The 20,454-nt window shown below is 63.1% G+C and carries 22 protein-coding genes; 16 read left to right on the top strand and 6 right to left on the bottom strand.

Annotated elements, in window-relative coordinates; translation table 11 throughout:
* The first annotated feature begins 6 nt into the window (after nt 1-6).
* From U5A52_RS19690 to U5A52_RS19730, 9 genes are all read left to right on the top strand, one after another.
* A complete protein-coding gene (locus U5A52_RS19690) occupies nt 7-411 on the top strand; it encodes a nuclear transport factor 2 family protein (RefSeq protein ID WP_321911042.1) in 405 nt (134 codons plus the stop codon).
* Nucleotides 412-446: 35 nt separating this feature from the next.
* Entirely contained in the window at nt 447-1,169 is a 723-nt protein-coding gene (locus U5A52_RS19695) for a hypothetical protein (protein WP_321935896.1), read from the top strand.
* A 101-nt stretch (nt 1,170-1,270) separates the two neighbouring features.
* Entirely contained in the window at nt 1,271-2,218 is a 948-nt protein-coding gene (locus tag U5A52_RS19700) for a D-2-hydroxyacid dehydrogenase family protein (RefSeq protein ID WP_321935897.1), read from the top strand.
* Between the two features lie 171 nt (nt 2,219-2,389).
* The gene (locus tag U5A52_RS19705) at nt 2,390-2,842 is read left to right on the top strand and encodes a MaoC family dehydratase (protein ID WP_321911046.1); all 453 of its coding nucleotides are present in this window, start codon (nt 2,390-2,392) and stop codon (nt 2,840-2,842) included.
* 36 nt (nt 2,843-2,878) lie between these two features.
* Entirely contained in the window at nt 2,879-3,586 is a 708-nt protein-coding gene (locus U5A52_RS19710; protein WP_321935898.1) for a flavin reductase family protein, read from the top strand.
* A 29-nt stretch (nt 3,587-3,615) separates the two neighbouring features.
* Nucleotides 3,616-4,797, top strand: a complete 1,182-nt coding sequence (locus U5A52_RS19715; RefSeq protein ID WP_321935900.1) for an alpha/beta hydrolase — start codon at nt 3,616-3,618, stop codon at nt 4,795-4,797.
* Nucleotides 4,798-4,838: 41 nt separating this feature from the next.
* Complete coding sequence (locus U5A52_RS19720; protein WP_321911052.1) at nt 4,839-5,732, top strand: alpha/beta hydrolase; 894 nt, start codon at nt 4,839-4,841, stop codon at nt 5,730-5,732.
* 30 nt (nt 5,733-5,762) lie between these two features.
* Nucleotides 5,763-6,551, top strand: coding sequence for an enoyl-CoA hydratase/isomerase family protein (locus U5A52_RS19725; protein WP_321935902.1), 789 nt, complete (start codon nt 5,763-5,765; stop codon nt 6,549-6,551).
* Between the two features lie 58 nt (nt 6,552-6,609).
* Nucleotides 6,610-7,521, top strand: a complete 912-nt coding sequence (locus U5A52_RS19730) for a LysR family transcriptional regulator (protein ID WP_321935903.1) — start codon at nt 6,610-6,612, stop codon at nt 7,519-7,521.
* Nucleotides 7,522-7,812: 291 nt separating this feature from the next.
* Here the strand turns inward: U5A52_RS19730 and U5A52_RS19735 are convergent, their stop codons facing one another.
* Nucleotides 7,813-8,220, bottom strand: a complete 408-nt coding sequence (locus U5A52_RS19735) for a hypothetical protein (protein ID WP_321935904.1) — start codon at nt 8,218-8,220, stop codon at nt 7,813-7,815.
* A 52-nt stretch (nt 8,221-8,272) separates the two neighbouring features.
* The gene (locus U5A52_RS19740; RefSeq protein WP_321935905.1) at nt 8,273-8,719 is read right to left on the bottom strand and encodes a hypothetical protein; all 447 of its coding nucleotides are present in this window, start codon (nt 8,717-8,719) and stop codon (nt 8,273-8,275) included.
* Between the two features lie 195 nt (nt 8,720-8,914).
* Between U5A52_RS19740 and U5A52_RS19745 the strand changes: the two genes are divergently transcribed.
* Entirely contained in the window at nt 8,915-9,610 is a 696-nt protein-coding gene (locus U5A52_RS19745; RefSeq protein WP_321911062.1) for a response regulator transcription factor, read from the top strand.
* Here the strand turns inward: U5A52_RS19745 and U5A52_RS19750 are convergent.
* Both U5A52_RS19750 and U5A52_RS19755 read right to left on the bottom strand, forming a co-directional pair.
* Nucleotides 9,607-11,619 (bottom strand): hybrid sensor histidine kinase/response regulator, encoded by a 2,013-nt coding sequence (locus U5A52_RS19750; RefSeq protein ID WP_321935907.1) that lies wholly within the window; start codon nt 11,617-11,619, stop codon nt 9,607-9,609. The two genes, U5A52_RS19745 and U5A52_RS19750, sit on opposite strands and share 4 nt — an antisense overlap.
* Nucleotides 11,620-11,811: 192 nt before the next feature.
* The gene (locus U5A52_RS19755; RefSeq protein ID WP_321935908.1) at nt 11,812-13,122 is read right to left on the bottom strand and encodes an MFS transporter; all 1,311 of its coding nucleotides are present in this window, start codon (nt 13,120-13,122) and stop codon (nt 11,812-11,814) included.
* A 442-nt stretch (nt 13,123-13,564) separates the two neighbouring features.
* Here U5A52_RS19755 and U5A52_RS19760 point away from each other — a divergent pair, with 442 nt between their 5' ends.
* The 4 genes from U5A52_RS19760 to U5A52_RS19775 all read left to right on the top strand — a co-directional run bounded on the left by U5A52_RS19760 (nt 13,565) and on the right by U5A52_RS19775 (nt 17,012).
* Nucleotides 13,565-14,374, top strand: a complete 810-nt coding sequence (locus tag U5A52_RS19760; protein WP_321911070.1) for an acetoacetate decarboxylase — start codon at nt 13,565-13,567, stop codon at nt 14,372-14,374.
* A 34-nt stretch (nt 14,375-14,408) separates the two neighbouring features.
* Complete coding sequence (locus tag U5A52_RS19765) at nt 14,409-15,191, top strand: 3-hydroxybutyrate dehydrogenase (RefSeq protein WP_321935909.1); 783 nt, start codon at nt 14,409-14,411, stop codon at nt 15,189-15,191.
* A gap of 26 nt (nt 15,192-15,217) precedes the next feature.
* Nucleotides 15,218-16,480, top strand: coding sequence for a patatin-like phospholipase family protein (locus U5A52_RS19770; RefSeq protein ID WP_321935910.1), 1,263 nt, complete (start codon nt 15,218-15,220; stop codon nt 16,478-16,480).
* 97 nt (nt 16,481-16,577) lie between these two features.
* Complete coding sequence (locus tag U5A52_RS19775) at nt 16,578-17,012, top strand: MarR family winged helix-turn-helix transcriptional regulator (RefSeq protein WP_321911326.1); 435 nt, start codon at nt 16,578-16,580, stop codon at nt 17,010-17,012.
* A 30-nt stretch (nt 17,013-17,042) separates the two neighbouring features.
* Here U5A52_RS19775 and U5A52_RS19780 read toward each other — a convergent pair whose 3' ends face one another.
* Nucleotides 17,043-17,819 (bottom strand): enoyl-CoA hydratase-related protein, encoded by a 777-nt coding sequence (locus U5A52_RS19780; RefSeq protein ID WP_321911075.1) that lies wholly within the window; start codon nt 17,817-17,819, stop codon nt 17,043-17,045.
* 243 nt (nt 17,820-18,062) lie between these two features.
* Here U5A52_RS19780 and U5A52_RS19785 point away from each other — a divergent pair, with 243 nt between their 5' ends.
* Nucleotides 18,063-18,524, top strand: coding sequence for a hypothetical protein (locus tag U5A52_RS19785; protein ID WP_321935912.1), 462 nt, complete (start codon nt 18,063-18,065; stop codon nt 18,522-18,524).
* Nucleotides 18,525-18,655: 131 nt separating this feature from the next.
* Nucleotides 18,656-19,033, top strand: a complete 378-nt coding sequence (locus U5A52_RS19790; RefSeq protein WP_321911079.1) for a hypothetical protein — start codon at nt 18,656-18,658, stop codon at nt 19,031-19,033.
* Between the two features lie 253 nt (nt 19,034-19,286).
* On the opposite strand, the gene U5A52_RS19800 is transcribed toward U5A52_RS19790, so the two are convergent.
* Nucleotides 19,287-20,453: an alginate O-acetyltransferase AlgX-related protein gene (locus tag U5A52_RS19800; RefSeq protein WP_321935914.1), complete on the bottom strand. Its 1,167-nt coding sequence runs from the start codon at nt 20,451-20,453 to the stop codon at nt 19,287-19,289.
* Between the last annotated feature and the right edge of the window lies 1 nt (nt 20,454).

Genomic DNA, 20,454 nt, shown 5'->3' on the forward strand with positions numbered 1-20,454 from the left:
CTGACCATGACCACCGCAACTGAAGCGAAAAACACGGCGTTCGTGCTCGAAGCGCTCGAAACGCTGTTCAACAAGAAGGACTACGAGAAGGCCGCGCAGTTCTGGTCCGATGCCTACGTGCAGCACAGCCGGCACGTTCCCGCCGGACGCGACGGGCTCTTCGGCCTCGTAAGTTCGATGGGCGATATTCGATTCGAGTACGACATGGTGATCGCCAAAGACGACTTCGTCTGGGTGCACAGCCGCTACACCAGTTCTGCCACGCCTGCCGCGCTGATCGCCGTGGATATCCTGCGCATCGAAGACGGCAAGCTCGTCGAGCATTGGGACGTGCTGCAGGACGAACCGAAGCGCAGCGAGTCCGCCGGCGGCTACCCGATGTTCGGCAACGCATTCCCGGGCGAGCAATAACGCGCACGGCAACCGCTGCAGCCAAGGAATAGACAATGAGTACTTTGCTCGAACGCGCCGTAGAGGCACACGGAGGAATCGAAAAGTGGAAGACGCTGCGGACCGCTTCGGCCACCCTCGATATTGGCGGCGCCGTATGGCAGCTCAAAGGCCAGCCGGACATGTTCCGCAATATCGCACTGGTGGCGAGCCTTGCACGGCAGCACGTCTCGATCATGTCGCCGCAAACCGGCTGGCAAGGCACATTCACGCCGGATGCCGTGCGCGTCGAGTCGCTCGAGGGTCACGCCGCCGAAGAGCGGCGCGCACCGCGAGATTGTTATCGCGGCCATGTTCAGGAGACCTCATGGGATCGTTTGCACGCGCTTTACTTTACCGGCTACGCGCTCTGGACTTATCTGACGATCCCGTTTCTCTACACATACCCCGGTTTCCATACGGAAGAGCTGCCTGAATGGGAAGAAAACGGCGAAGTCTGGCGACGGTTGAAGGCCACGTTTCCAGACTCGATTGCCAGTCACACGCGCGAGCAGATTTCGTACTTCGGCGCGGACGGTCTGCTGCGCCGCCACGACTATACCGTCGACGTGATGGGCGGCGCGCCAGGCGCCAACTATGCGTCGGACTATCGCGAGGTGAACGGTGTGATGGTGCCAATGTCGCGGCGCGTGTTTGCCTACGACAAGGCGAGGCGCAAGGTTGGCGAGCCGTTGCTCGTGTCGATCGACTTTCGCACGATCGAGTTCGGCTCCGGCTAAACGAGCGCGGCAAACCGCTTCGGGATTACCATTGCACCGTGCATACCGGCATAGCGCGTCAACCGTAAGCTAACCGAAACATCGCTGCAGGAGGTCACCCCATGTCCAGTCCATCGCCTGCCCGTATCGCCATTCTCGACGACTATCAGAACATCGCGCTCGACATGGCGGACTGGTCGCCGTTGAAAGGCCGCGCGGAGATCACCGTTTTCAACGACCATGTCGCGCAAACCGGGCAGGTCATCGAGCGCTTTACACCGTTCGACGTGCTATGCGTGATGCGCGAGCGCACGCCGCTCACGCGCGAGATTATCGAGCGCCTGCCCAATCTCAAGCTGATTGCCTCGACGGGCCCGGCCAACGCCTCGATCGACATGGACGCGGCGGCGGATCACGGCATCCAGGTTGCCGGCACCGGCTATTGGTCCACCCACACGATCGAATTCACGTGGGCCTTGATTCTGGCCATGGCCCGCAATCTGACCGTCGAGAACCGGTCCGTGCGCGAGGGCGGCTGGCAGACCATGCTCGGCACGGAACTATCGGGCAAGACCCTTGGCCTGCTCGGGCTGGGCCGTGTCGGTTCAGCGGTCGGGGTGATCGGCCAGGCGTTCAGGATGAACGTCATTGCCTGGAGCCAGAACCTGACGGCCGAGCGTGCGGAGTCCAAAGGCGTCCAGTTGGTCGACAAGGAGACGCTGTTCTCGACCTCCGACTTTCTCTCGATCCACGTTCGCCTGAGCGAGCGCACGCGGGGCCTGGTCGGCGCGGCGGAACTCGCGAAAATGAAGCCCGCGAGCCACATCGTCAATACGTCGCGCGGCCCGATCGTCGATATCGCAGCGCTGCTCGCGGCGGTGAAAAGCGCAAAGATCGCGGGCGCGGCCCTCGATGTGTACGACACCGAACCGCTGGCCCCAGACGACCCGTTGCGCAGAACGGAGAACGTGCTCGTCACGCCGCATATCGGCTACGTGACGCGCGAGATGTACCAGACCTTCTACGGCGATACCGTACGCAACATCGTCGCGTGGCTCGACCAGGCCTGACAGCCCGCCAGGCGGCATTCGAGCCGATTATTGAGCGGATTGGAATGCCGCTTTCAGCGCACCCCTCTTTCTCCCTCTCCGGACGTTGCCTACAGTAGCTTCAGGTTCCGCGGGCAAGCAAGCCGGCACGACCGGCCAGCTTGCCGCCCGCTCCCTGAAAAGGACACGTTCATGAGTCAGGAAACGCTCTACTTCGACGACCTCAAGGTCGGCGACACCTTCACCACGGGCACGCATGAAGTCGGTTCAGCCGACATCAAACGCTTCGCCGCGGAGTTCGATCCGCAGCCGTTCCATCTCGACGATGAAGCGGCCCGCAACACGATGTTCGGCTCACTCGCCGCGAGCGGCTGGCATACGGCGGCGATGACGATGCGTCTGCTCGTCGACGACGGTCCGAAGCTGGCCAACGGTGTGCTCGGCGCCGGCTGCGAGATCGAGTGGAAGCTGCCGACGCGCGCGGGCGACGTGCTGCATGTCGAAAGCGAAGTGATGGAGCTGATTCCTTCGCGCTCGCGCAGCGAAATCGGCACCCTCGTGCTGCGCTCCAGAACACTCAATCAGCAAGACCAGGTCGTGCAGAACATGACGGCCAAACTGATCGTCGCACGCCGCCCCGCATAACGCCGCGCACCTGACACCGTTTCAAGGACACTCTTCATGATCATTGACCCCACCACTCAGGACGCCGCTGCGAACTACAAGCTGCTGATCGGCTCGATCCTGCCGCGCGCCATCGCCTGGGTCAGCACACTCTCCACGGACGGCGTCGCCAACCTCGCGCCCATTTCGTTCTTCACCGCCGTGGGCCGCAAGCCGCCGATGATTTCCATTTCGATGCAGCCCCGCTCCGACGGCGTGACGTTGAAGGACACCTTCGTCAATATCCGCGACACCGGCGAGTTCGTCGTCAATATCGCCAATCTCGAGCTTGCGGATGCAATGCATCGTAGTGCATACGAATTTCCTTCCGATATCGATGAATTCGACGCACTCGGACTCGAGAAGGCCGATTCGCTGACGGTGCGCCCGCCCCGCGTGAAGGCCGCGCCGATCGCGCTCGAATGCAAGCTCGACCGGATCATCCCGATCAGCGATTACGACCACGTGATATTCGGTGAAGTGCTCCGTTTCCAGATCCGCGATGACCTTTACCTCGAACGTGGCCGGATCGACACCGGCGCCCTGCAGGCCGTTGGCCGCCTGGCGGCCGAATATACGGTGGTACAGAGCGCGTTCACGACGCCGCTCGCCCCGGAGGTGCTCGCGCGCCTGCAGAACAAGCGCATTGGCCGGCTCGACGACTTTGACGACAACTACTCGCCTGTCGATGCCGCGAACTGGTCCGCATCCGGCGCGACACGCTGATCTTCGAACCGCCAGCGAGAGAAACGAACATGCATCCGATTCATTCGACCCAGCCCGCGCTCGTATTCATCCACGGGTTCCTCGACGGCGCCCAGATCTGGGAAGACGTCACGCGGCACCTCGGCCAGCGCGCGGCCGGCGCGCTGTGCATCGATCTGCCCGGCATGGGCGCGCGCGCCGACGACCCCGGCCCGTTCAGCCTCGACCGCTTCGCAGCAGACATCACAACGCAGGTTCGCACGCTGTCGCGACCGGTCGTGCTCGTCGGCCATAGCATGGGAGCGCAGATTGCCGAACTCGTCGCACAACGGCTGGATCACCAGGTCCACGGCCTCGTGCTGTTGACGCCGGTGCCGCTGGGCGGCGCGAGACTGCCCAAGGAAGCCGTCAGTGCGTTCCATGCAATCGGCGGCAATCCGGCGGCGCAACGCGAGCTACGCCGCAATGTCTCGGTAAGCCTCGATGACGCGCGGCTCGAACGCCTCGGCCAGCTCGGCGACCGCGTGGCCGCCCGGGCGGTCGGCGTCTTTGCCGACCTCTGGAACGCGGGGCATGCATCCGGCGCAGAACCCTCCCGGTATCGCGGCCCGGTCCTCATTATCCGCGGCGACGGCGACAGCTTCGTCGACTTCGCCATGCTTTCCTCGGGCGTGATGCCGCGCTTCAAGGCGCCTTCCATCGCGTCTATCGAGCACGCTGGCCACTGGCCGCACGTCGAGCAGCCGGCTGCCGTTGCACATGTCGTCGAGTCGTTTCTCGCCGATATCGAACACGCGCCCAATGCCGCGCACTCGCAGGACACCCCTGTCGCCCCACAAGGATGGACCCGGGCCTTCGAGCAGAAGTCCGCGGATGCCTTTGCGGACGCATTCGCATCGAACGTCGTGCTCGAAGCGAGCGTGCTCGCGAAGCCGGCTGTCGGCATCGAACAGGTCAAGACCGTGATGACCACCGCGAGCAAGATCTACGAGGCGCTCTCGTTCACGCATGAGGCACACAGCGGGCTGCGCGAATACCTCGAGTGGGAAGTCCAGGCGTTCGGCGGCGAGCGCATGCGCGGCGTCACGGTGCTCACGAAGAACGCGGCGGGCAAGATCGTCCACGTGGCGATCCATCATCGGCCGCTCGGCGGCGCGCTGAAATTCTCCGCCGAACTCGGCCGCCGCCTGCAAGGCAAGGTGGACGCGAGCCTCTTTTATCCCGGCGCGTGAGTGGTATCCACGCGCAATCATCCCGATTCCAGGAGTGTGAAATGGTGCAACGTAGCGATGTTGAATTCGAAGTGGACGGCGGCGTCAAGCTGCGCGGCTGGCTCTTCACGCCGCCCGGCGAAGGAAGGCGCCCCGCCATCACGATGGCGCACGGCTACGCCGGCGTGAAGCAGCACGGTCTCGAGCCGTTCGCGCGCGCCTTCGCCGAAGCGGGCTTCGTCGTGCTGCTGCACGACCACCGCGGCTTCGGCGCAAGCGAGGGTACGCCGCGCCACGACATCGACCCGTGGCGTCAGATCGCGGACTGGCGGCGCGCGATCAGCTACCTCGAAAGCCTCGACGTCGTCGATCCGGCGCGCATCGGCCTCTGGGGGACGAGCTATGCGGGCGGCCACGCCATCGTGCTGGGCGCAACCGAGCGGCGCCTGCGCTGCGTCGTCGCCCAGGTGCCGACGATCAGCGGCTACGAACAGGGGCTGCGCCGCATTGCGCCGGAGAACGTCGCGGCCATCGAAGAAGCCTTCGCCGACGACGACCGCGCGCAACTGCGCGGCGAGGCGCCGCGTCGCCAGGCAATCGTCAGTGCCGATCCCGCGGTCGCCGCGTCGTATCGTGCAAAAGACGCGATCGACTTCTATCTGCAGTCGCTGCCGGAAGGCGTCTGGGAAAACAACGTGACGGTGCGCTCGACGCGCGCGGCGCGCATGTATGAGCCGGGCCAGTGGATTGCGCGTGTATCGCCGACTCCGTTGCTGATGGTGGTCGCCACGCGCGACGCGATCACGTTGACGGACCTCGAATTGACTGCCTACGAACGCGCGCTTGAGCCCAAGCGGCTCGTGACGATCGAAGGCGGGCACTTCGATCCGTATTTGTCGCAGTTTCAGATTTCCAGCAGCGCCGCGCTCGAGTGGTTCAAGCAGCACCTCGGCTAATCTCCGCACTCACGTTTCAAGGATCACCTCATGGCTCACCTGACTGTCAGCTTCGACGGCGCGCTCGCGACGATCGTCATCGACCGCCCTCCGCAAAATCGCATCGACGACCTGATGATCGACGAACTCGATGCGGCCGTCACCGCAATCGAGAGCAGCGAAGCTCGCGCCGTGCTCGTGCGCAGCGTTGGCGAAAACTTCTCGTTCGGCGGCGACATCATGACCTGGCCCGATGCGAGTGTGCGCGAACTGCGCGCGCGTTTCGGGCGTTACCTGTCCGTGTTCAATCGCTTCGAGCACCTGCCGCTGCCGGTGGTCGCCGCGGTGCAGGGTCTGTGCTTCGGCGGCGGCTTCGAACTCGCGCTGCGGGCGGATGTGATCTTTGCCGCCGAATCGGCGACCTTTGGCCATCCCGAGCAAACACTGGGTATCGTCACCGTGCTCGGCGGCATCTACCGCGTCGCCGAACGCGCGGGACGCTCGCGCGCTTCCGAATGGGCGCTCACGTCGGAGAAAGTGCCTGCCGCCACGATGGAGCGATTCGGCATCGTGAATCGCGTGGTGGCCGACGCAGCGCTGCTGGATGAAGCGACCCAGTTCGCGCGCCAGCTCGCGAGCGGCCCCACGCGTGCCTATGCCGCGCACAAGGCGCTGCTGCGCGCATGGGCCGTTGGCGGCGTCGCGGCGGCGGACGAAGCGATGCTCGACATTGCGATGCCGCTGTTCGAAACCGACGACGTGCAACGCGGGCTGCGCTCCGCCGTCGACGCGCTGAAGGCGGGCCGCCCACGCCCGGCGATGGACTTCAAGGGCATCTGAAAGCAGGTGTCGCGATTGTGCGGTCTAATGACGGCGTCCCTTCGAACGGAGACGCCTCATGGACCGCATCGCAGCGATGAACGCGTTCGTGCGCGTGGTCGAGGCCGGTACGTTCACGAAAGCGGCCGAGACGCTCGACATGCCGAACGCGTCGTTGACGCGGCTCATCCAGAAGCTCGAAGAAGACCTGAAGGTGCGCCTGCTGCATCGCACCACGCGCTCGGTGACGGTCACGCCGGAAGGCGCGCTCTACTACGACCGTGTCGTGCGTTTGCTCGCCGACCTCGCGGACATCGAATCGTCGACGACCCATGCGCGGACCAAGCCCTCGGGCAAGATCCGTGTCGACGCGGCGACGGCGATCGGCACACTGGTGCTCGCGCCGGCGCTCGATGACTTCTACCGCACCTATCCGGACGTCCAGATCGAACTGGAGGTGGGCAATGAGCGCGCCGACCTGATTGCCGAGGGCTTCCACTGCGCGATCCGCGCCGGCAAGGTCGACGAACCGTTTCTCGTCGCACGGCAGATCGGTGCGTTCGGCTTCACCACATGCGCGACGCCGGCGCTGCTCGACGCGCACGGCACGCCCACCTCGCCGGACCAGTTGAGCAACTTTCCGACAATCGGCATGATCCCGTCGGGCAGCGGCTATCCCGCGTCGTTTCCGTTTTTGTACGACGATCGAAAAGAGGGGCTGCCGCTCACTCACCGGCTCATCGTCAACGATACGAATACTTATCTGGCAGCCGGCCTCGCGAGCCTCGGCATTATCCAGGCACCCGCCTATTCGGTGCACGACGCCATTGCCGCGGGAAAGCTCGTGCCGCTGCTCGAGGACTGGTCGCAGCCCACCTACCCCGTGCACGTGATCTATCCGCCCAACCGCTATCTGAGCGCGAAAGTCCGCGTATTTATCGACTGGCTCGTCGAGCTGTTCGAACACAATGAGCTTCTGCGACGCCGATGAGATTCAGGCGTCACGCTCGAAAAAAATAAATGCCGTGCGGCGCGATACGCGTGCCGCACGGCGAACGCCAACAACCCTGTAGTTATTGCTGGGTCTTCAAGGGCGGCGGTTGTTCTTGCAATCTCCTTGCCTGAACGACGGACAACGGAACCCCGAGCGTTGCTGTGTCCGATGCCAGCATCGCGTTCCCGCTCGTGCGAATGAATGGTTCTTTTCGCTGATTTTTTTGGTGGTCTCTCACGCTTCCCGTATTGCTTTGCTATGCCCCCGTTTTTCTGATTCCAACATTATTCAGCCCATTGCCTGCCCCCCGGACATGACCGCGAACCGATCCAGCAAACACTTCAGCCGACGCTCCTGAACGTACAGAATGCCCGGTGTGGACCGGAGTTCGAGCACACGAGCGTGCCAATAGCCCGCACCGAAAATCTCCATCGCTTTATCTGCGCCAATGGCGCTTTCGAGGTGAGCAATCGCGGTGTCGAGAGTGTGGACAGTGTAGGGACTGTGAGGCCGCCGCTCTGTCTCTGTCTCTGTCTCTGTCTCTGTCTCTGTCTCTGTCTCTGTCTCTGTCTTTGTTTCAATCGCTTTGTCGCGCCCTGCCCGCCGGCCTCCCACCTGGCTTTCGCGTTCCTGCGCGAGCAGGGATTGCAGGCGCCTTTCATCAAAGGCGTCGTACTCGATGGAATGGTCTTGCATCGCACGATCTCCTCGTCAGCCAGGCGGTTCAGTCGGCCCATGCGTTGATCGTTCACCAATTACCATCGAGCCCATTGAGCCCGTCGCGCCGCTCGCTGATGATGACGGTCTGGCCACGGTTGTCGTGATTCACCAGGGTCACATCCGTGCACACGGCGCGCTTCGCTGCGGCCCCGCGCCGGTGCCGCGCAATCGACTCCAGCAGACTCAGCGTGATGCAGAAGCTCCGGTCGATCTGCTCCGTCCAGCACTTCTGGTCGTAGGCGCTCAAGGCCTGCACGAATACGTCGTAGATCTGGTCCGGGAATTTCACGCCGCTCGACTCGATGCGCACCATCAGCGCCCTTGCCCGCAGAAGCTCCGCCAGGATCGTGGCGTCAGGCTGCGTTGCCGGTTCCGCCTCCGGCTCCGGCTTGCACTGGCGCGCACGGGTTTCGTCGTCCGACGCGAAGCGGAAAATATTCAGCAGGCTTTTGAAGTCGGCATGCGGCGTATGCATGGTGGTGTCCCTAGTCGTCTGAACTGCACGTCCGAACTGCATTGACGCCATCGTGCTCGTTTCGGGACGCTGGAAAAACCGGCCATAGCGGGGGAAATACGCCTCCAGAAGGTGGCCCCGGAAGCGTCCCCCGCTATGGGGGGATCGCAACCAGATGAATTACGGGTACAGTGGTCGCGACTAGAGAGGCGCCCGATGGACAACCTGTATTTCCGCCACGTACTGCTCGTAGAAGACGAAGGCCTGACGCGTATCGCGATGAAGAGCCTGATTCTGACTTCGGAGCCGACGCTCGATATCGACGAGGCGGGCTCGTACGACGCCGCCGTCGAGCGGCTCCAGAACAAGGCTTACGACCTCGTTTTTCTCGACTACCAGATCGGGAACAATCACACCGGGCTCGACCTGCTGCGCTGGCTGCAGGACAACGAGCGGGCTGCCCATGTAGTGATGCTGTCCGCGCAGGACGACCGCGAAACCGTGCTGGACTGCATCAAGAATGGCGCTGGCGGCTTCATTTCGAAGGCCAGCGAGGAAGGCGGCGCGGTGTTCCGGGAGGCCCTGCAGACGATCCTGAACGGACGCGTTTATCTGCCCAACAGCGTGCTCGGCAAAGGCGGGCATACCCCGCAGTCCCCGGGCCCGAGCAAGGGCGTGCCGATCGACTCGCTGAACCTGCCGCCGCGCCTCGCGCAAACCTTGGGTTTTCTTTTGCAGGGCATGTCGAACAAGGCCATCGCGCGCAAGATGAATATCTCGGAGAACACCGCAAAGGAATACATCAGCGATCTGCTGAGCCGCTTCAACGTATCGCGGCGTACGTTCCTGATCGTCGAAATGGCGCGCCGGGGCATTGAGATTCCCACCGTGGCGCATGCCCCGGCGGTCTAACTCGCCCGGGCCGACGCCTCCGTCAATTCGAGCATGCGCGCAATCAGCAGGTCGGGAGACAACGGCTTGCTGAGCACGCAGCGCTCCGGCAATACGCCCTGCGTGCTGGCCACGGCTTCGCCCGTCACCACGAGGCACGGCACGGGCCGCGCAACGTGCTCGCCAAGCAGACGAATGACGTCGTGTGCGGTCGACATCTCCGGCAACCGGTAGTCGCTGATCACCAGGTCCGGCACGCGTTCGATCGACTGCAGCAGTTCGCTGAGTTCGGCGGCGGAGCGCACCGAATCGGACAGCACCCCCCACCGCGCAAATAGCGCTTCCATGGACGCGCGCACGAGGCTGTCGTCTTCCACCAGCAACACATAGAGACCGCGCAGCGACGACGGTGACTGCGACGCTACCGTATCGGCCGGCGGCAGCGTGGCATCCTGGAGCGCAAATTGATCCGCCACCGGCAAGCGCACCGAGAAGCGCGATCCGTGTCCCTCGATCGATTTCAGTTCGAGACGGTGCCCCTCGAGCAGGGACACCACCGCATTCACGATCGACAAGCCGAGTCCAAGTCCTTTCTCGCGGTCCCGCTCCGGATTGCCGAGTTGCACGAACGGCTGGAAGATCGTGTCCCAATGCTCCGGCGCAATGCCAATGCCGTTGTCGAGCACGTCGAGGCGAACATAATTAGGCATACGTACCAATCCCACTAGCACCGTGGAGCGCCCCGCTTTCGATGGATCCGAGTATTTGATGCCGTTCGCAATGAGATTGCTCAACACGCGGGGAATCCAGTCGGGGTCGGTACGCACCCATGCCGGTTTTTGCAGCGCCCTTGCATAGCGCAGCGTCACGCCGCGGCTCGCCGCGAACGACGCGAGTTGCTCAACCGTCTCCGCGATTACGCGGCTTAAGTCGACGCTCGTATAGACCGGGTCGACATGGCCCGATTCGAGCTTCGACAGGTCGAGCACCGCGTTGAACAAACGCGCCGACAACACGGAAGCCTTGCGCGCCTCGCCGATCAGCTTGCTCGATGCTTCGATATCGCGCGCGTCCAGCGCTTCGTCAGCCGCGGCAAGAAAAAGGTTGAGCGCGTGCATGGGCTGGCGCAGGTCGTGCGCGGCTGCCGCCATGAAGCGCGATTTCGCCCGGCTCGCCTGCTCGGCGGCTTCGCGCTGCTGCTCGCGCAACGCGATCAGGGCTTCCGACTTGGTTTGCTGGTCGCGACGCGCGCGCTCGAGATCCTGGTGCTTTTGCGCGAGTTCGGCATTGGCGCTTTGCAACGCGTCGTTGCTATGGGCAAGCGCCTGGACGGCGACATAGCGGTCGCGCACATGCCGCTCGGCGTTCACGTTGACGCTATGGCCCAAAAGGGCGACGTTCAACAGGTAGAACATGCCCGCCGCGAAGTTATCGGGCTCGACCGCCTGAGTGAGCACTTGCGCCGCCACGATCACGGTTATCACGCACACGGTGAGTATGAAAGTCGCCTTGGCCCGCAAGCGAAGAAAGCCGAACAGATAAAAGAGAATGAGATAAAAGCCGACGAAGAAATGGGTGAAATTGAACGGACGTGGCGCGAGCACCGTTTGCATCAACAGGCAGAAGCACATGAACGCCAGCCCCGAAAGCAGGATCCAGTGTGCAACCTTGTCGCGATGAAATTCGAGTCTGAAGGCGAGCACAATGCCGACGGTCGCGCCCAATGCCCCCGCGCAACGGAACGCGAACACCTCTGGAAAGTACGGCCGGAACACCGCGCTGGTCTGCGCGAGACTGATTTCCCAAAAGCCGAAACACACCCAGATCAGCGTGCCGAGCACTAATGCCGCGCGGCGAAAGTCGGCAAAACGCCGGCCGTAGTCCTCCGTGAATTCCCGCTCGACCTGCGGATCGGCGAATCGGGCTGGCCAGCAAAGCATGTCGACCAGCCATGCGCGAATCGCGCTGGGCGCATGCGATCGTTTGAGAAATGCCGAGTCCGTCGCCGATTGAAACCTGAATATGCTCATCGCATCTCGCCGGTATGCTCGCAGGCCTCGCGAAACAGGAAGCACGTCTTGTGCTTAGGCGTGCCAATCCATTTTAGTCCGTCACTATCTTGCCCACTCGTAAAGTGTCACGTTCCAGTCCCGGCCTGCAAACCCGCTTTCATGCGCAATGAATTTAGGCGGCAGGCCGCGCATACCGTTGCTCGTTTGTGATCACCCGACGAGCGCCGGTGCCTCCTCCTCCTGCGCAACAGCGATCTTGCCACGCACGAGCGCCACATAGGCGAGTGCCGCCAACAGCGACATTCCCGCGCCAATGTAAAGCGCAAGATCGAACGAACCGGTCTTCTGAACGATGAGACCCGTCACGATCGGCGCGCAGGCGCCGCCCAGGTAGCCGCCGAAATTCTGCAGCGAACCGAGCGAACCCGTATAGGCCGCGGGCGCAAACACGCTGACCATCGCCCATGCGATCGTCGTGGCGGCCGTTCCGCAGAACATGGCCCCCGAAAGGCATGCAATCGCGACCGCGTTGCTCGTGCTCGACACCGCGCAAATGACGAGCAGCGTCTGCACGACGAGGAACACGCACGCGGGCGCCTTGCGGCTCGTGGTCAGGCTCGCGCCGCGCTTCGAAAGCCAGTCGACGAGATAGCCCGCCGTGATCGCGCCCACTACCGCGCACGAATACGGAATGGCCGCCATCCAGCCCACTTGCACGAGGCTCATGTGCCGCTGCATGTGCAGATAGCCGGGCAGCCACGTATTGAAGAGCCAGTTCACGTAGATGATGCCGAAGTAGCCGGCAAGCATGCCCCAGGTGGTGCCGGACCGGAAAAGGCTCGCCCACTGCCGCAGGCTCACCTGCTGAGCGCGCGCGCCGCCATGGGCGGGCGTGCCGAAATAGGCTCGCTCGTCTTCACCGAGCGCGACTTCGTGCGGGCTGCGGTATTTGAGCCCCCAAACGAGCGCGACGATCAGTCCGAGCACGCCCATGATGACGAACATCCAGCGCCAGCCGAACGTCAGCATGAGCCCCGTGATGAGCGGCGCGGCAATGCCGGTGCCGAGATAGCTCGCGCACATGAACCAGCCGGTGGCGCGGCCGCGATCGCGCACGGCGAACCAGTCTCTCGCCGCGCACGCGGCGGTCGGAAACTGCGGTGCCTCCCCCACGCCGAGCAGCGCGCGCGAGCCGGCGAACGCGAGGGTGCCCGTAGCCGCGCCGCACAGCATTTGTGCCGTGGACCAGACGGCAATGCCGGCGGTGAGCACACGGCGCGGACCGAACCGGTCGATCAGCGGCCCGATGGGCAACTGGGCGACGGCGTAGGCCCACAGAAACGCGGACAGCAGCAGCCCCATTTCCGAAACGGAAAGGCCGAGGTCATGCCGGACAAGGGGATTGGCCACCGCAAGCGCGGCCCGGTCGATGGTGCTGATCGATACACAAATGACCAACAGGATGAGGGTTTGACGCTGAATGGTTTTGACGCGCCGTGAAGGCGCCACGTCGGGCTGCATAGTGTCTCCGTAACTATTCTCGCTACCGGCGGGCCTGCCCCGCCGCCTTTCCCGCAGGAAGCGACGCTATGTTACGCCAGACAACCCAAAAGATGTATTACAACATCGCCTGTGCTGCAGGTCGGGGCGCGACGCGGCGTTCGTGCACGGTCGCTGGCCGCCCCTCCCGATCCACGCATTAATCTATTTCGTGTTTTGAGCGCGGCATTCCTCATACGTTTTCACGCAAATAAACGTAATCCGCTGATTAAGCGCCGGAAATTGGCAAATGCGAGGCCGAATTCATTACCTGAAAATAACCGCGTTATGGCCAATAAACTTTCAATTTCCTTTTTATTTAACGAAATCGAAACGGTGTTTTATCGCCATATATGCGATTGTGTCATGGTTTCCCCTTACCATCTGTTGCGACGTTTTCACGCAACCTGGCCTGGAGAACAGTATGGATCTGGCAAGAATCCGCCGTGATGCTTTCGCAATGCCGATGCACAACCCCGCGTATCCGCGGCCGCCGTTTCGCTTCGTCAATCGCGAATATTTCATCATTACCTACGAAACCGATCCCGATGCGCTGCGCGCCATCGTGCCGGAGCCGTTGAAGCCCGAAAACAATCTCGTCCACTACGAATTCATCCGCATGCCCGACTCGTCGGGTTTCGGCGACTACACCGAAAGCGGCCAGGTGATCTCCGTGCGCGATCCGCAAGGCCGTCTCGCGAATTACACGCATTCGATGTATCTCGACGACGAAGGCCCGATTGCCGGCGGACGTGAAATCTGGGGCTTCCCGAAGAAGCTCGCACGCCCCGTGCTCGCGGTCGACGGCAACGACACGCTGCTCGGCACGCTCGATTACGGCACGCAGCGCATCGCGACCGGCACGATGGGCTACAAGCATCATGTGCTCAATAGCGAAGACGAGCGCCGCAAGCTCGCCGACACCCCCAATTATCTGCTCAAGATCATTCCGCACGTGGACGGCACAGCACGCATTTGCGAACTCGTGCGCTTCTACCTGCGCGACGTGACTGTGCGCGGCGCATGGAGCGGCCCGGCCGCCATCGAACTGCATCCGCACGCGCTTGCGCCGGTCGCCGATCTGCCCGTGCGCCGCGTGGTGGGCGCCCGCCACGTCATTGCGGACCTCACGCTCGACATCGGCGAAGTCGCCTTCGACTATCTCGCCGACGCATCCAACCACGGCGCGAGCCGCGGCGCCGCCTTGGACGAAGCCGAAACCGAGATCGCCTGATCTTTTTATCTATTTCACTTAGTAAGGAATACGTATGTCTTTGAAAGATAAGGTGGCAGTCATCACGGGAGCCGCGAGCGGCATTGGCGAACATTGCGCACGCACGTTTGCGAGCCAGGGCGCGGCAGTCGTGATTGCCGACCTCAATCTCGCCAACGCCGGCAAGGTGGCGGACGGCATCGTGGCCGCAGGCGGCAAGGCGCTTGCCGTGGCGATGGATGTGACCAACGAGGAAGCCGTGAACGCCGGCATCGAAGAAGCTGCGAAAGTCTTCGGTGGGATCGACGTGCTCGTGTCGAACGCGGGCATCCAGATTATCAGCCCCGTCGACGAGTTTGCGTTTGCCGACTGGAAGAAGATGCTCGCGATCCATCTCGACGGCGCGTTTCTCACGACCAAGGCCGCGCTCAAGCATATGTACGCGAGCGGCAAGGGCGGCTCGATCGTCTACATGGGCTCGGTGCATTCGCACGAGGCTTCGAAGCTCAAGGCGGCGTATGTGACCGCGAAACACGGTCTGCTCGGCCTGGCGCGCGTTGTGGCGAAGGAAGGCGGCCCGCGCGGCGTGCGCGCCAACGTCGTGTGCCCGGGCTTCGTGCGCACGCCGCTCGTCGACAAGCAGATTCCCGAGCAGGCCAGGGCGCTCGGTATTTCGGAAGCCGACGTCGTGAAGAACGTGATGCTCAAGGACACCGTGGACGGCGAGTTCACCTCGCTCGACGACGTGGCCAACACGGTCGCGTTCCTCGCGGGCTTTGGGTCGGCGGCGTTGACGGGCCAGTCGGTCCTCGTCACGCACGGCTGGTCGATGCACTAAGCGACAAACGAACGAAGGGAGAACGTATGCGCAGCAGCACACTAACCGCACGCACGGAGCGCAAGCCGTTTGAGCTGCCGCGCTACGACGAAATCGCCCTTGTTTTGCAGGGTGGCGGCGCGCTCGGGTCGTATCAGGCCGGCGTGTTCGAAGGGCTCGCGCAGGCGGGCGTCGAGCCGCATCGCATCGCGGGCGTGTCGATCGGCGCGCTCAATACGGCGATCATCGCGGGCAATGAGCCTGCGCAGCGCGTAGAAGCGTTGCGTGGCTTCTGGGAGTCGATCTGCCATCCGATCGACTGGCTCGGCAACCTCAGCGCCCTCGCCATGCCGATGTTCAGCCATCAGGAACTGGCGCGCCGCTGGGCTAGCATGTGGGCCGCAGGCCGCGCGATCACGGAGGGCCAGCCTGGCTTTTTCGCACCGCGCCGCCCGCTGCCCATCGCGGGCTGGCACAAGGCAACGCCGAGTGCCGTGAGCTACTACGACACCGCCGCATTGAAGTCGACGCTGCAACGTTTCGCCGATTTCGACCGTATCAACGATGGCCCAATCCGGGTGTCGGTGGGTGCTGTCAATGTTCGCAGCGGCAATCTCGTGTATTTCGATAACGCGAAAATGCGCCTCGAGCCCGAGCACTTCATGGCATCCGGCGCGCTGCCGCCGGGCTTTCCAGCTGTGGAAATCGACGGCGAATATTACTGGGACGGCGGCCTCGTGTCGAACACCCCGCTTACGGAAGTGCTGCGTGACGCGGACCACAAGGACACGCTCGTCTTCCAGGTCGATCTCTGGAGCGCGAGCGGCACCGTGCCCGCCGATTTCATGGACGTGGCCGAGCGGGCCAAGGACATTCAATACTCGAGCCGCACGCGCGCCATCACCAATATGCTTGCCGACCGGCAAAAGCACGCGCGCTTTATCAAGGAACTGCTCGAGCACGTGCCCGCCGAGGCGCGCCGCAGCGATCCCCTCTTCCGGCTCGCCGAAAAGGTGGCCGACGGTTCGTCGATCAACGTGGTCCACCTGATCTACAAGAACAAGCCTTACGAAGGGCATTACAAGGACTACGAATTCAGTGCCGACACGATGAAAGAGCACTGGTCGAGCGGCGTAGAAGACATTCGCGCCTCGTTCGCGCATCCGGACTGGTTCGCGATACCGAGCCGCGAACAAGGCTTCGTCACGCACGACATCCATCGGCGCGCGGGCGAGGTGCCTGAGTCGGACCGCGCCGAGCTGAGCGCCGGCGCTTCGGGGCAAGTGGATTTGACTCGCAAGGTCGCGTAGGCAGCAGAAGGCAGGGAAGTCACAGAGGAAGATGCCGACCCTCGCGCGTGATATCATTCGCGCGCGAACTAAATCGCTCAACCTTCTCTGCCGCGAAATGAAGCATCGCCTCGTCTATCTATTGAATGTCGGACAGCGTCGACTGCAACGGTGGTCGCAAGCACGCGCCGCCGGTGGCGGCGTGACAGCCGCGCAAGCGGGGCTGCTGTTCTTTCTGGGTGAGCGCAACGGCGCGCTGATGAGCGAGGCCGCTGCCGCGCTGGATCTGGGCGCACCGGGAATGAGCGGTCTCGCTGACCGCACAGAAAAAGCCGGCTTGATCGAACGCTGTGCCGACGAGAACGATGGCCGGGTGTCGCGCCTGTGGCTCACGGAGGCCGGACGCACCGCACGCCAGCGCTCAAAGCTTCGCATGAAAGACTTGAACGCGAAATTGACCGAAGGCTTTACGGAAGCGGAAATTGACGTCGTGGCGCGGTGGCTGACCAGCCTGCAGACCAGGTTTCCGCTCGCCGAAGACGGCGACGCGTAACCCGATCCGCAGCCGCCAGCCAGGCATTGACTAGTGCTGCGCAACCTTGGAGAAGTCCGGCTTGCGTTTTTCGGCAAAGGCCGCGAATGCCTCCCTTGCCTCGGCACTAGCCAGCCGTTCCTGGAACTTTGCACTCTCACTGTCCATCTGCACAACCAGCGCCTCGGCGTCGCGCATGAGCTTTTTCATGGCGCTCAGTGAGCCGGCCGGCTTTGCGGCGATTCTTTCTGCCATCCTGCGCGCGTCATCCCGTAGCTGCCCCTGCGCACAGACCTTGTTCGCGATGCCCAACGCGACAGCAGATGGCGCGTCGAGCGGTTCGCCCAGCGCGAACATCTCGAAGGCCCTGACGTGGCCAATGCGCAGCGGCAGCAGCCAGCTGGACGCCGCCTCGGGAACGAGGGCGAGATTGACGAATGGGGTGATCAGCTCCGCGTCGGGTGCGAGCAGCACGTAGTCGCAGTGCAGCAGCATGGTGGTGCCAATGCCGACTGCCTTGCCCTGGACTGCCGCGATGACGGGCACGCTCGACTTCGCCAATGCATGCAAAAAGCGATGTACGTGCCGCTCAGCCGGCCCCTTTCCCGCTGCGATTGCGGCGAACTCGCCCACATCGTTGCCCGCGGTAAACATGTCTCCGTCCCCTTGCAGCAGCAATACACGGATCGTGCTGTCGTGCTCGGCGTTCTCGATGATGTCCGCCAACGTGCCGTACATCACATTCGTCAGCGCATTCTTCTTGTCCGGCCGGGCAAGCGTAATCGTCAGAATACCGTCGGCTTGATCGACATGAATTTCCGCAGTCATCGTGCTCTCCATGAATTTACTTTGCATGCGAATTATATAGATAGTTCGCATGCAAAGTAAACCTGTGAGTCTTTAGCCGCGCGAAACGTTAGTAGACATATCAATCTCATGCCATTGACGGGCGGCCACCCTGCCAATAATTAGAGTGGAGCCTCAATGCGCGCCGCCTGGTCGCAGGCCTCCAGCCGGTGAAATCCTATGCTCCAGTTGCACCCGAGAAACCCATTGCACAGGAGCCGCAACGTGGACAACATCAAGCCCTTTCGCCAAGGATCGAAAGCTTCGCCGTCTTTCCACCTCGCGCACGTTCGCTCCCTGATTCAGTGTCCTGGCACGGGTGGCGACGCCATCGATCCGGCTCCGAATAGCACGGCCCCCACCTTCGAGGATCGCGTGGCCGGCGAAGTGACCGTACTCCTGCCTGGTGGAAGAGTGAGCCGCGCCCTTGCCTTCGAATCTCCGGCCTGCGATGAAGTCCCTTCACACCGCTTTTCCCACGGTGTCCTGAATGGAATCACCTACTGGTTTCGCTGTTCAGACGCGCCGGGAGTGCGTGACGATTCACCCTGTTTCCGGGCGTATTTTGACCGCGAGGGAACGTGGTTCTTCTTCTACACCCAGGACTGCGCGCTGCCGTTCGGCGCAGAGGTCAGTTTCTCCGGGAACACCCATCGGGCGACGTGGAGCGTCGCGAGCGCAGCCTGACGGACCGTACCTGAGCTGTTTCGCCCGCGTGCGGCCGAGGGTTTTCCCGAGCGTCGGGCACGGCAACATTGCCAATGGTTGGTCAACGAAGGACGTGCTAGGCTTTTCTCCAAACAACTCCGGAGACTGCGATGCCGTTCATCTGCGAAAACGTTGAATGCCGTGCCGTGCTGGCTCGCGGGCAAGTCAGAGCCAGTCACGAGGACGCGGGTTGGTGCTTCTACTGCCCGGACTGCCACGCCAGGAACGAGTTGAAGGATATCGGCGCGCCCGAGGGGCCGGTCGAGTTGGTTCAGCCAGAACGATCCAGCCCTCCGCACAAGATCATTGCGAGGGCTCAGCCATTGGAGGATGGCCGCTATGCGGCGCAATTGTGCGTGCAGCGTGCGCTCGCGAAAAAAGGGACCTACGCGGTCGAAGAGCGCTGGGAACAGCTCGGCGTATTTCCCGACGCGCAAAAGGCCGTAGCGCATGCCAATTCTTTTGCAGCGGAGCTGCTGAAAGCTTAGAAGCGCGCCGCCCGACGCCTCCAGGCACACTGCCACTCCAACGGCATGTGATTGTTGGCGCAGTGCATCGACAGGCGTCGGAACGTGTGCTTTCAGTGGACCATTCGACGGCCCATGGGTTGGCGCTGAAACGGCTGCCGGTGTTGGAAGCGTTCACTCGGCAGCGCAAGCGCCCGGTCGGCAAAAGCTGAAGGACGAAACCTACGTCAAGCTCAACGGCCACTGGCGCTAACTGTACCTGGCCGTGAAAGCTTCAACGCGAAGCCACCGTGCCGACCGCACCGGATTTCGGCACGACAACATCATCTTCCGCTTCGAGCGGCGCCTGCAAATCCCGTTCGTCCAGTTCCCAAACGATCAGTTTGGGCGGCGTCTGCGCATACGCGGCGCTAGTGAAATAAGCGCGCGCCGAGCCGCCGAACTTGCCACCCTCGCGCGCGAAATTCCCCACGCCCTTGCCTAACGCCAACGCCAGTTGGGGCACGAAATCGGACGTCGTCGAATACGACGTGCCGATCACCGCGATGGCCGGCAGGTCGGCATCGCCGAACAGATCGTCTGCCGACGCAGCCGCCTGGGCTACGTGAAGGTAATCGCGGCCGGCCACGATCTCCGCTCTCGGTTGCCACGAGACCGGCAACGCATCGAGCCCGGCCAGTCGTACGAGATCGCCGGGCCGACGGGCGGCCGGCTTGCCGGCGACACGGTAGCCGGGCTGGCTCGAAATGCCTGAACCCAGCGGCTCGCGCATCGCCCGAATATGCTGCGCGAGCGCCTGCGCCGCAGCGCCCGCGCCGTCCTGGGTCCAGTGTGTGTCGGTCCGGAAGAACGCGTCGCCCGGCACACTACGCAGCGCTGAAGCGAGGTCGACCACCGGCACGCCTTCGGCGGCCAGACGCGATGTCCAGTCAGAAAGCCGCGCACCCAGCGATGCAGGCCGATAGAGCCCGCACAGATGTTGGGCTTCGATGCGCGACTTGTCGGGCACCACGGCGACGACGAGCGCAATACCGTGGCGCGCCAGTTCGCGCTGTACGGCGGCAACCGTAGCGGCGCGCGTTGCGAGATGGTGCTCGCCGTCGGCGTACACGTTCAGTTCGTCGCGCAGGAATAGCCAGCCGGGACAGCCCTGCCGCACGCGCGGTCCCAGATCGCCCACAGTGAGCCAGCCCAGCGCGCGCTGCATGCGTGCGGCGTCGGCCGCGATCGGCGTATCGGCCATGCGGCCGGCGACTTCTTTCGATACGGCGCCGTCCAGCAGGCCTGCACGCGTGGGCGCGTGAGGCAACAGTGATGCCGTCGTCGCGGCGAAGCGGATATTGAAGCACAGGCCCGCGAACAGAAACACCATCAGAATGACGGCAACGACCTTGCCGGCGCGCGTAGCGGGCAATTGCGGTAGCGGCTTGGGATCGTCCATG

It is taken from the genome of Paraburkholderia sp. J8-2 (assembly GCF_905220195.1).
Taxonomy (GTDB): Bacteria; Pseudomonadota; Gammaproteobacteria; order Burkholderiales; family Burkholderiaceae; genus Paraburkholderia.

Coding starts and splice junctions, on each gene's coding strand:
- U5A52_RS19770 (WP_321935910.1), top strand. CDS start 15,218: ATGCGCAGCAGCACACTAACCGCACGCACGGAGCGCAAGCCGTTTGAG.
- U5A52_RS19775 (WP_321911326.1), top strand. CDS start 16,578: ATGAAGCATCGCCTCGTCTATCTATTGAATGTCGGACAGCGTCGACTG.
- U5A52_RS19800 (WP_321935914.1), bottom strand. CDS start 20,453: ATGGACGATCCCAAGCCGCTACCGCAATTGCCCGCTACGCGCGCCGGC.
- U5A52_RS19715 (WP_321935900.1), top strand. CDS start 3,616: ATGCATCCGATTCATTCGACCCAGCCCGCGCTCGTATTCATCCACGGG.
- U5A52_RS19710 (WP_321935898.1), top strand. CDS start 2,879: ATGATCATTGACCCCACCACTCAGGACGCCGCTGCGAACTACAAGCTG.
- U5A52_RS19695 (WP_321935896.1), top strand. CDS start 447: ATGAGTACTTTGCTCGAACGCGCCGTAGAGGCACACGGAGGAATCGAA.
- U5A52_RS19745 (WP_321911062.1), top strand. CDS start 8,915: ATGGACAACCTGTATTTCCGCCACGTACTGCTCGTAGAAGACGAAGGC.
- U5A52_RS19700 (WP_321935897.1), top strand. CDS start 1,271: ATGTCCAGTCCATCGCCTGCCCGTATCGCCATTCTCGACGACTATCAG.
- U5A52_RS19780 (WP_321911075.1), bottom strand. CDS start 17,819: ATGACTGCGGAAATTCATGTCGATCAAGCCGACGGTATTCTGACGATT.
- U5A52_RS19720 (WP_321911052.1), top strand. CDS start 4,839: ATGGTGCAACGTAGCGATGTTGAATTCGAAGTGGACGGCGGCGTCAAG.
- U5A52_RS19735 (WP_321935904.1), bottom strand. CDS start 8,220: ATGCAAGACCATTCCATCGAGTACGACGCCTTTGATGAAAGGCGCCTG.
- U5A52_RS19730 (WP_321935903.1), top strand. CDS start 6,610: ATGGACCGCATCGCAGCGATGAACGCGTTCGTGCGCGTGGTCGAGGCC.
- U5A52_RS19765 (WP_321935909.1), top strand. CDS start 14,409: ATGTCTTTGAAAGATAAGGTGGCAGTCATCACGGGAGCCGCGAGCGGC.
- U5A52_RS19690 (WP_321911042.1), top strand. CDS start 7: ATGACCACCGCAACTGAAGCGAAAAACACGGCGTTCGTGCTCGAAGCG.
- U5A52_RS19725 (WP_321935902.1), top strand. CDS start 5,763: ATGGCTCACCTGACTGTCAGCTTCGACGGCGCGCTCGCGACGATCGTC.
- U5A52_RS19740 (WP_321935905.1), bottom strand. CDS start 8,719: ATGCATACGCCGCATGCCGACTTCAAAAGCCTGCTGAATATTTTCCGC.
- U5A52_RS19750 (WP_321935907.1), bottom strand. CDS start 11,619: ATGAGCATATTCAGGTTTCAATCGGCGACGGACTCGGCATTTCTCAAA.
- U5A52_RS19755 (WP_321935908.1), bottom strand. CDS start 13,122: ATGCAGCCCGACGTGGCGCCTTCACGGCGCGTCAAAACCATTCAGCGT.
- U5A52_RS19790 (WP_321911079.1), top strand. CDS start 18,656: ATGCCGTTCATCTGCGAAAACGTTGAATGCCGTGCCGTGCTGGCTCGC.
- U5A52_RS19705 (WP_321911046.1), top strand. CDS start 2,390: ATGAGTCAGGAAACGCTCTACTTCGACGACCTCAAGGTCGGCGACACC.
- U5A52_RS19760 (WP_321911070.1), top strand. CDS start 13,565: ATGGATCTGGCAAGAATCCGCCGTGATGCTTTCGCAATGCCGATGCAC.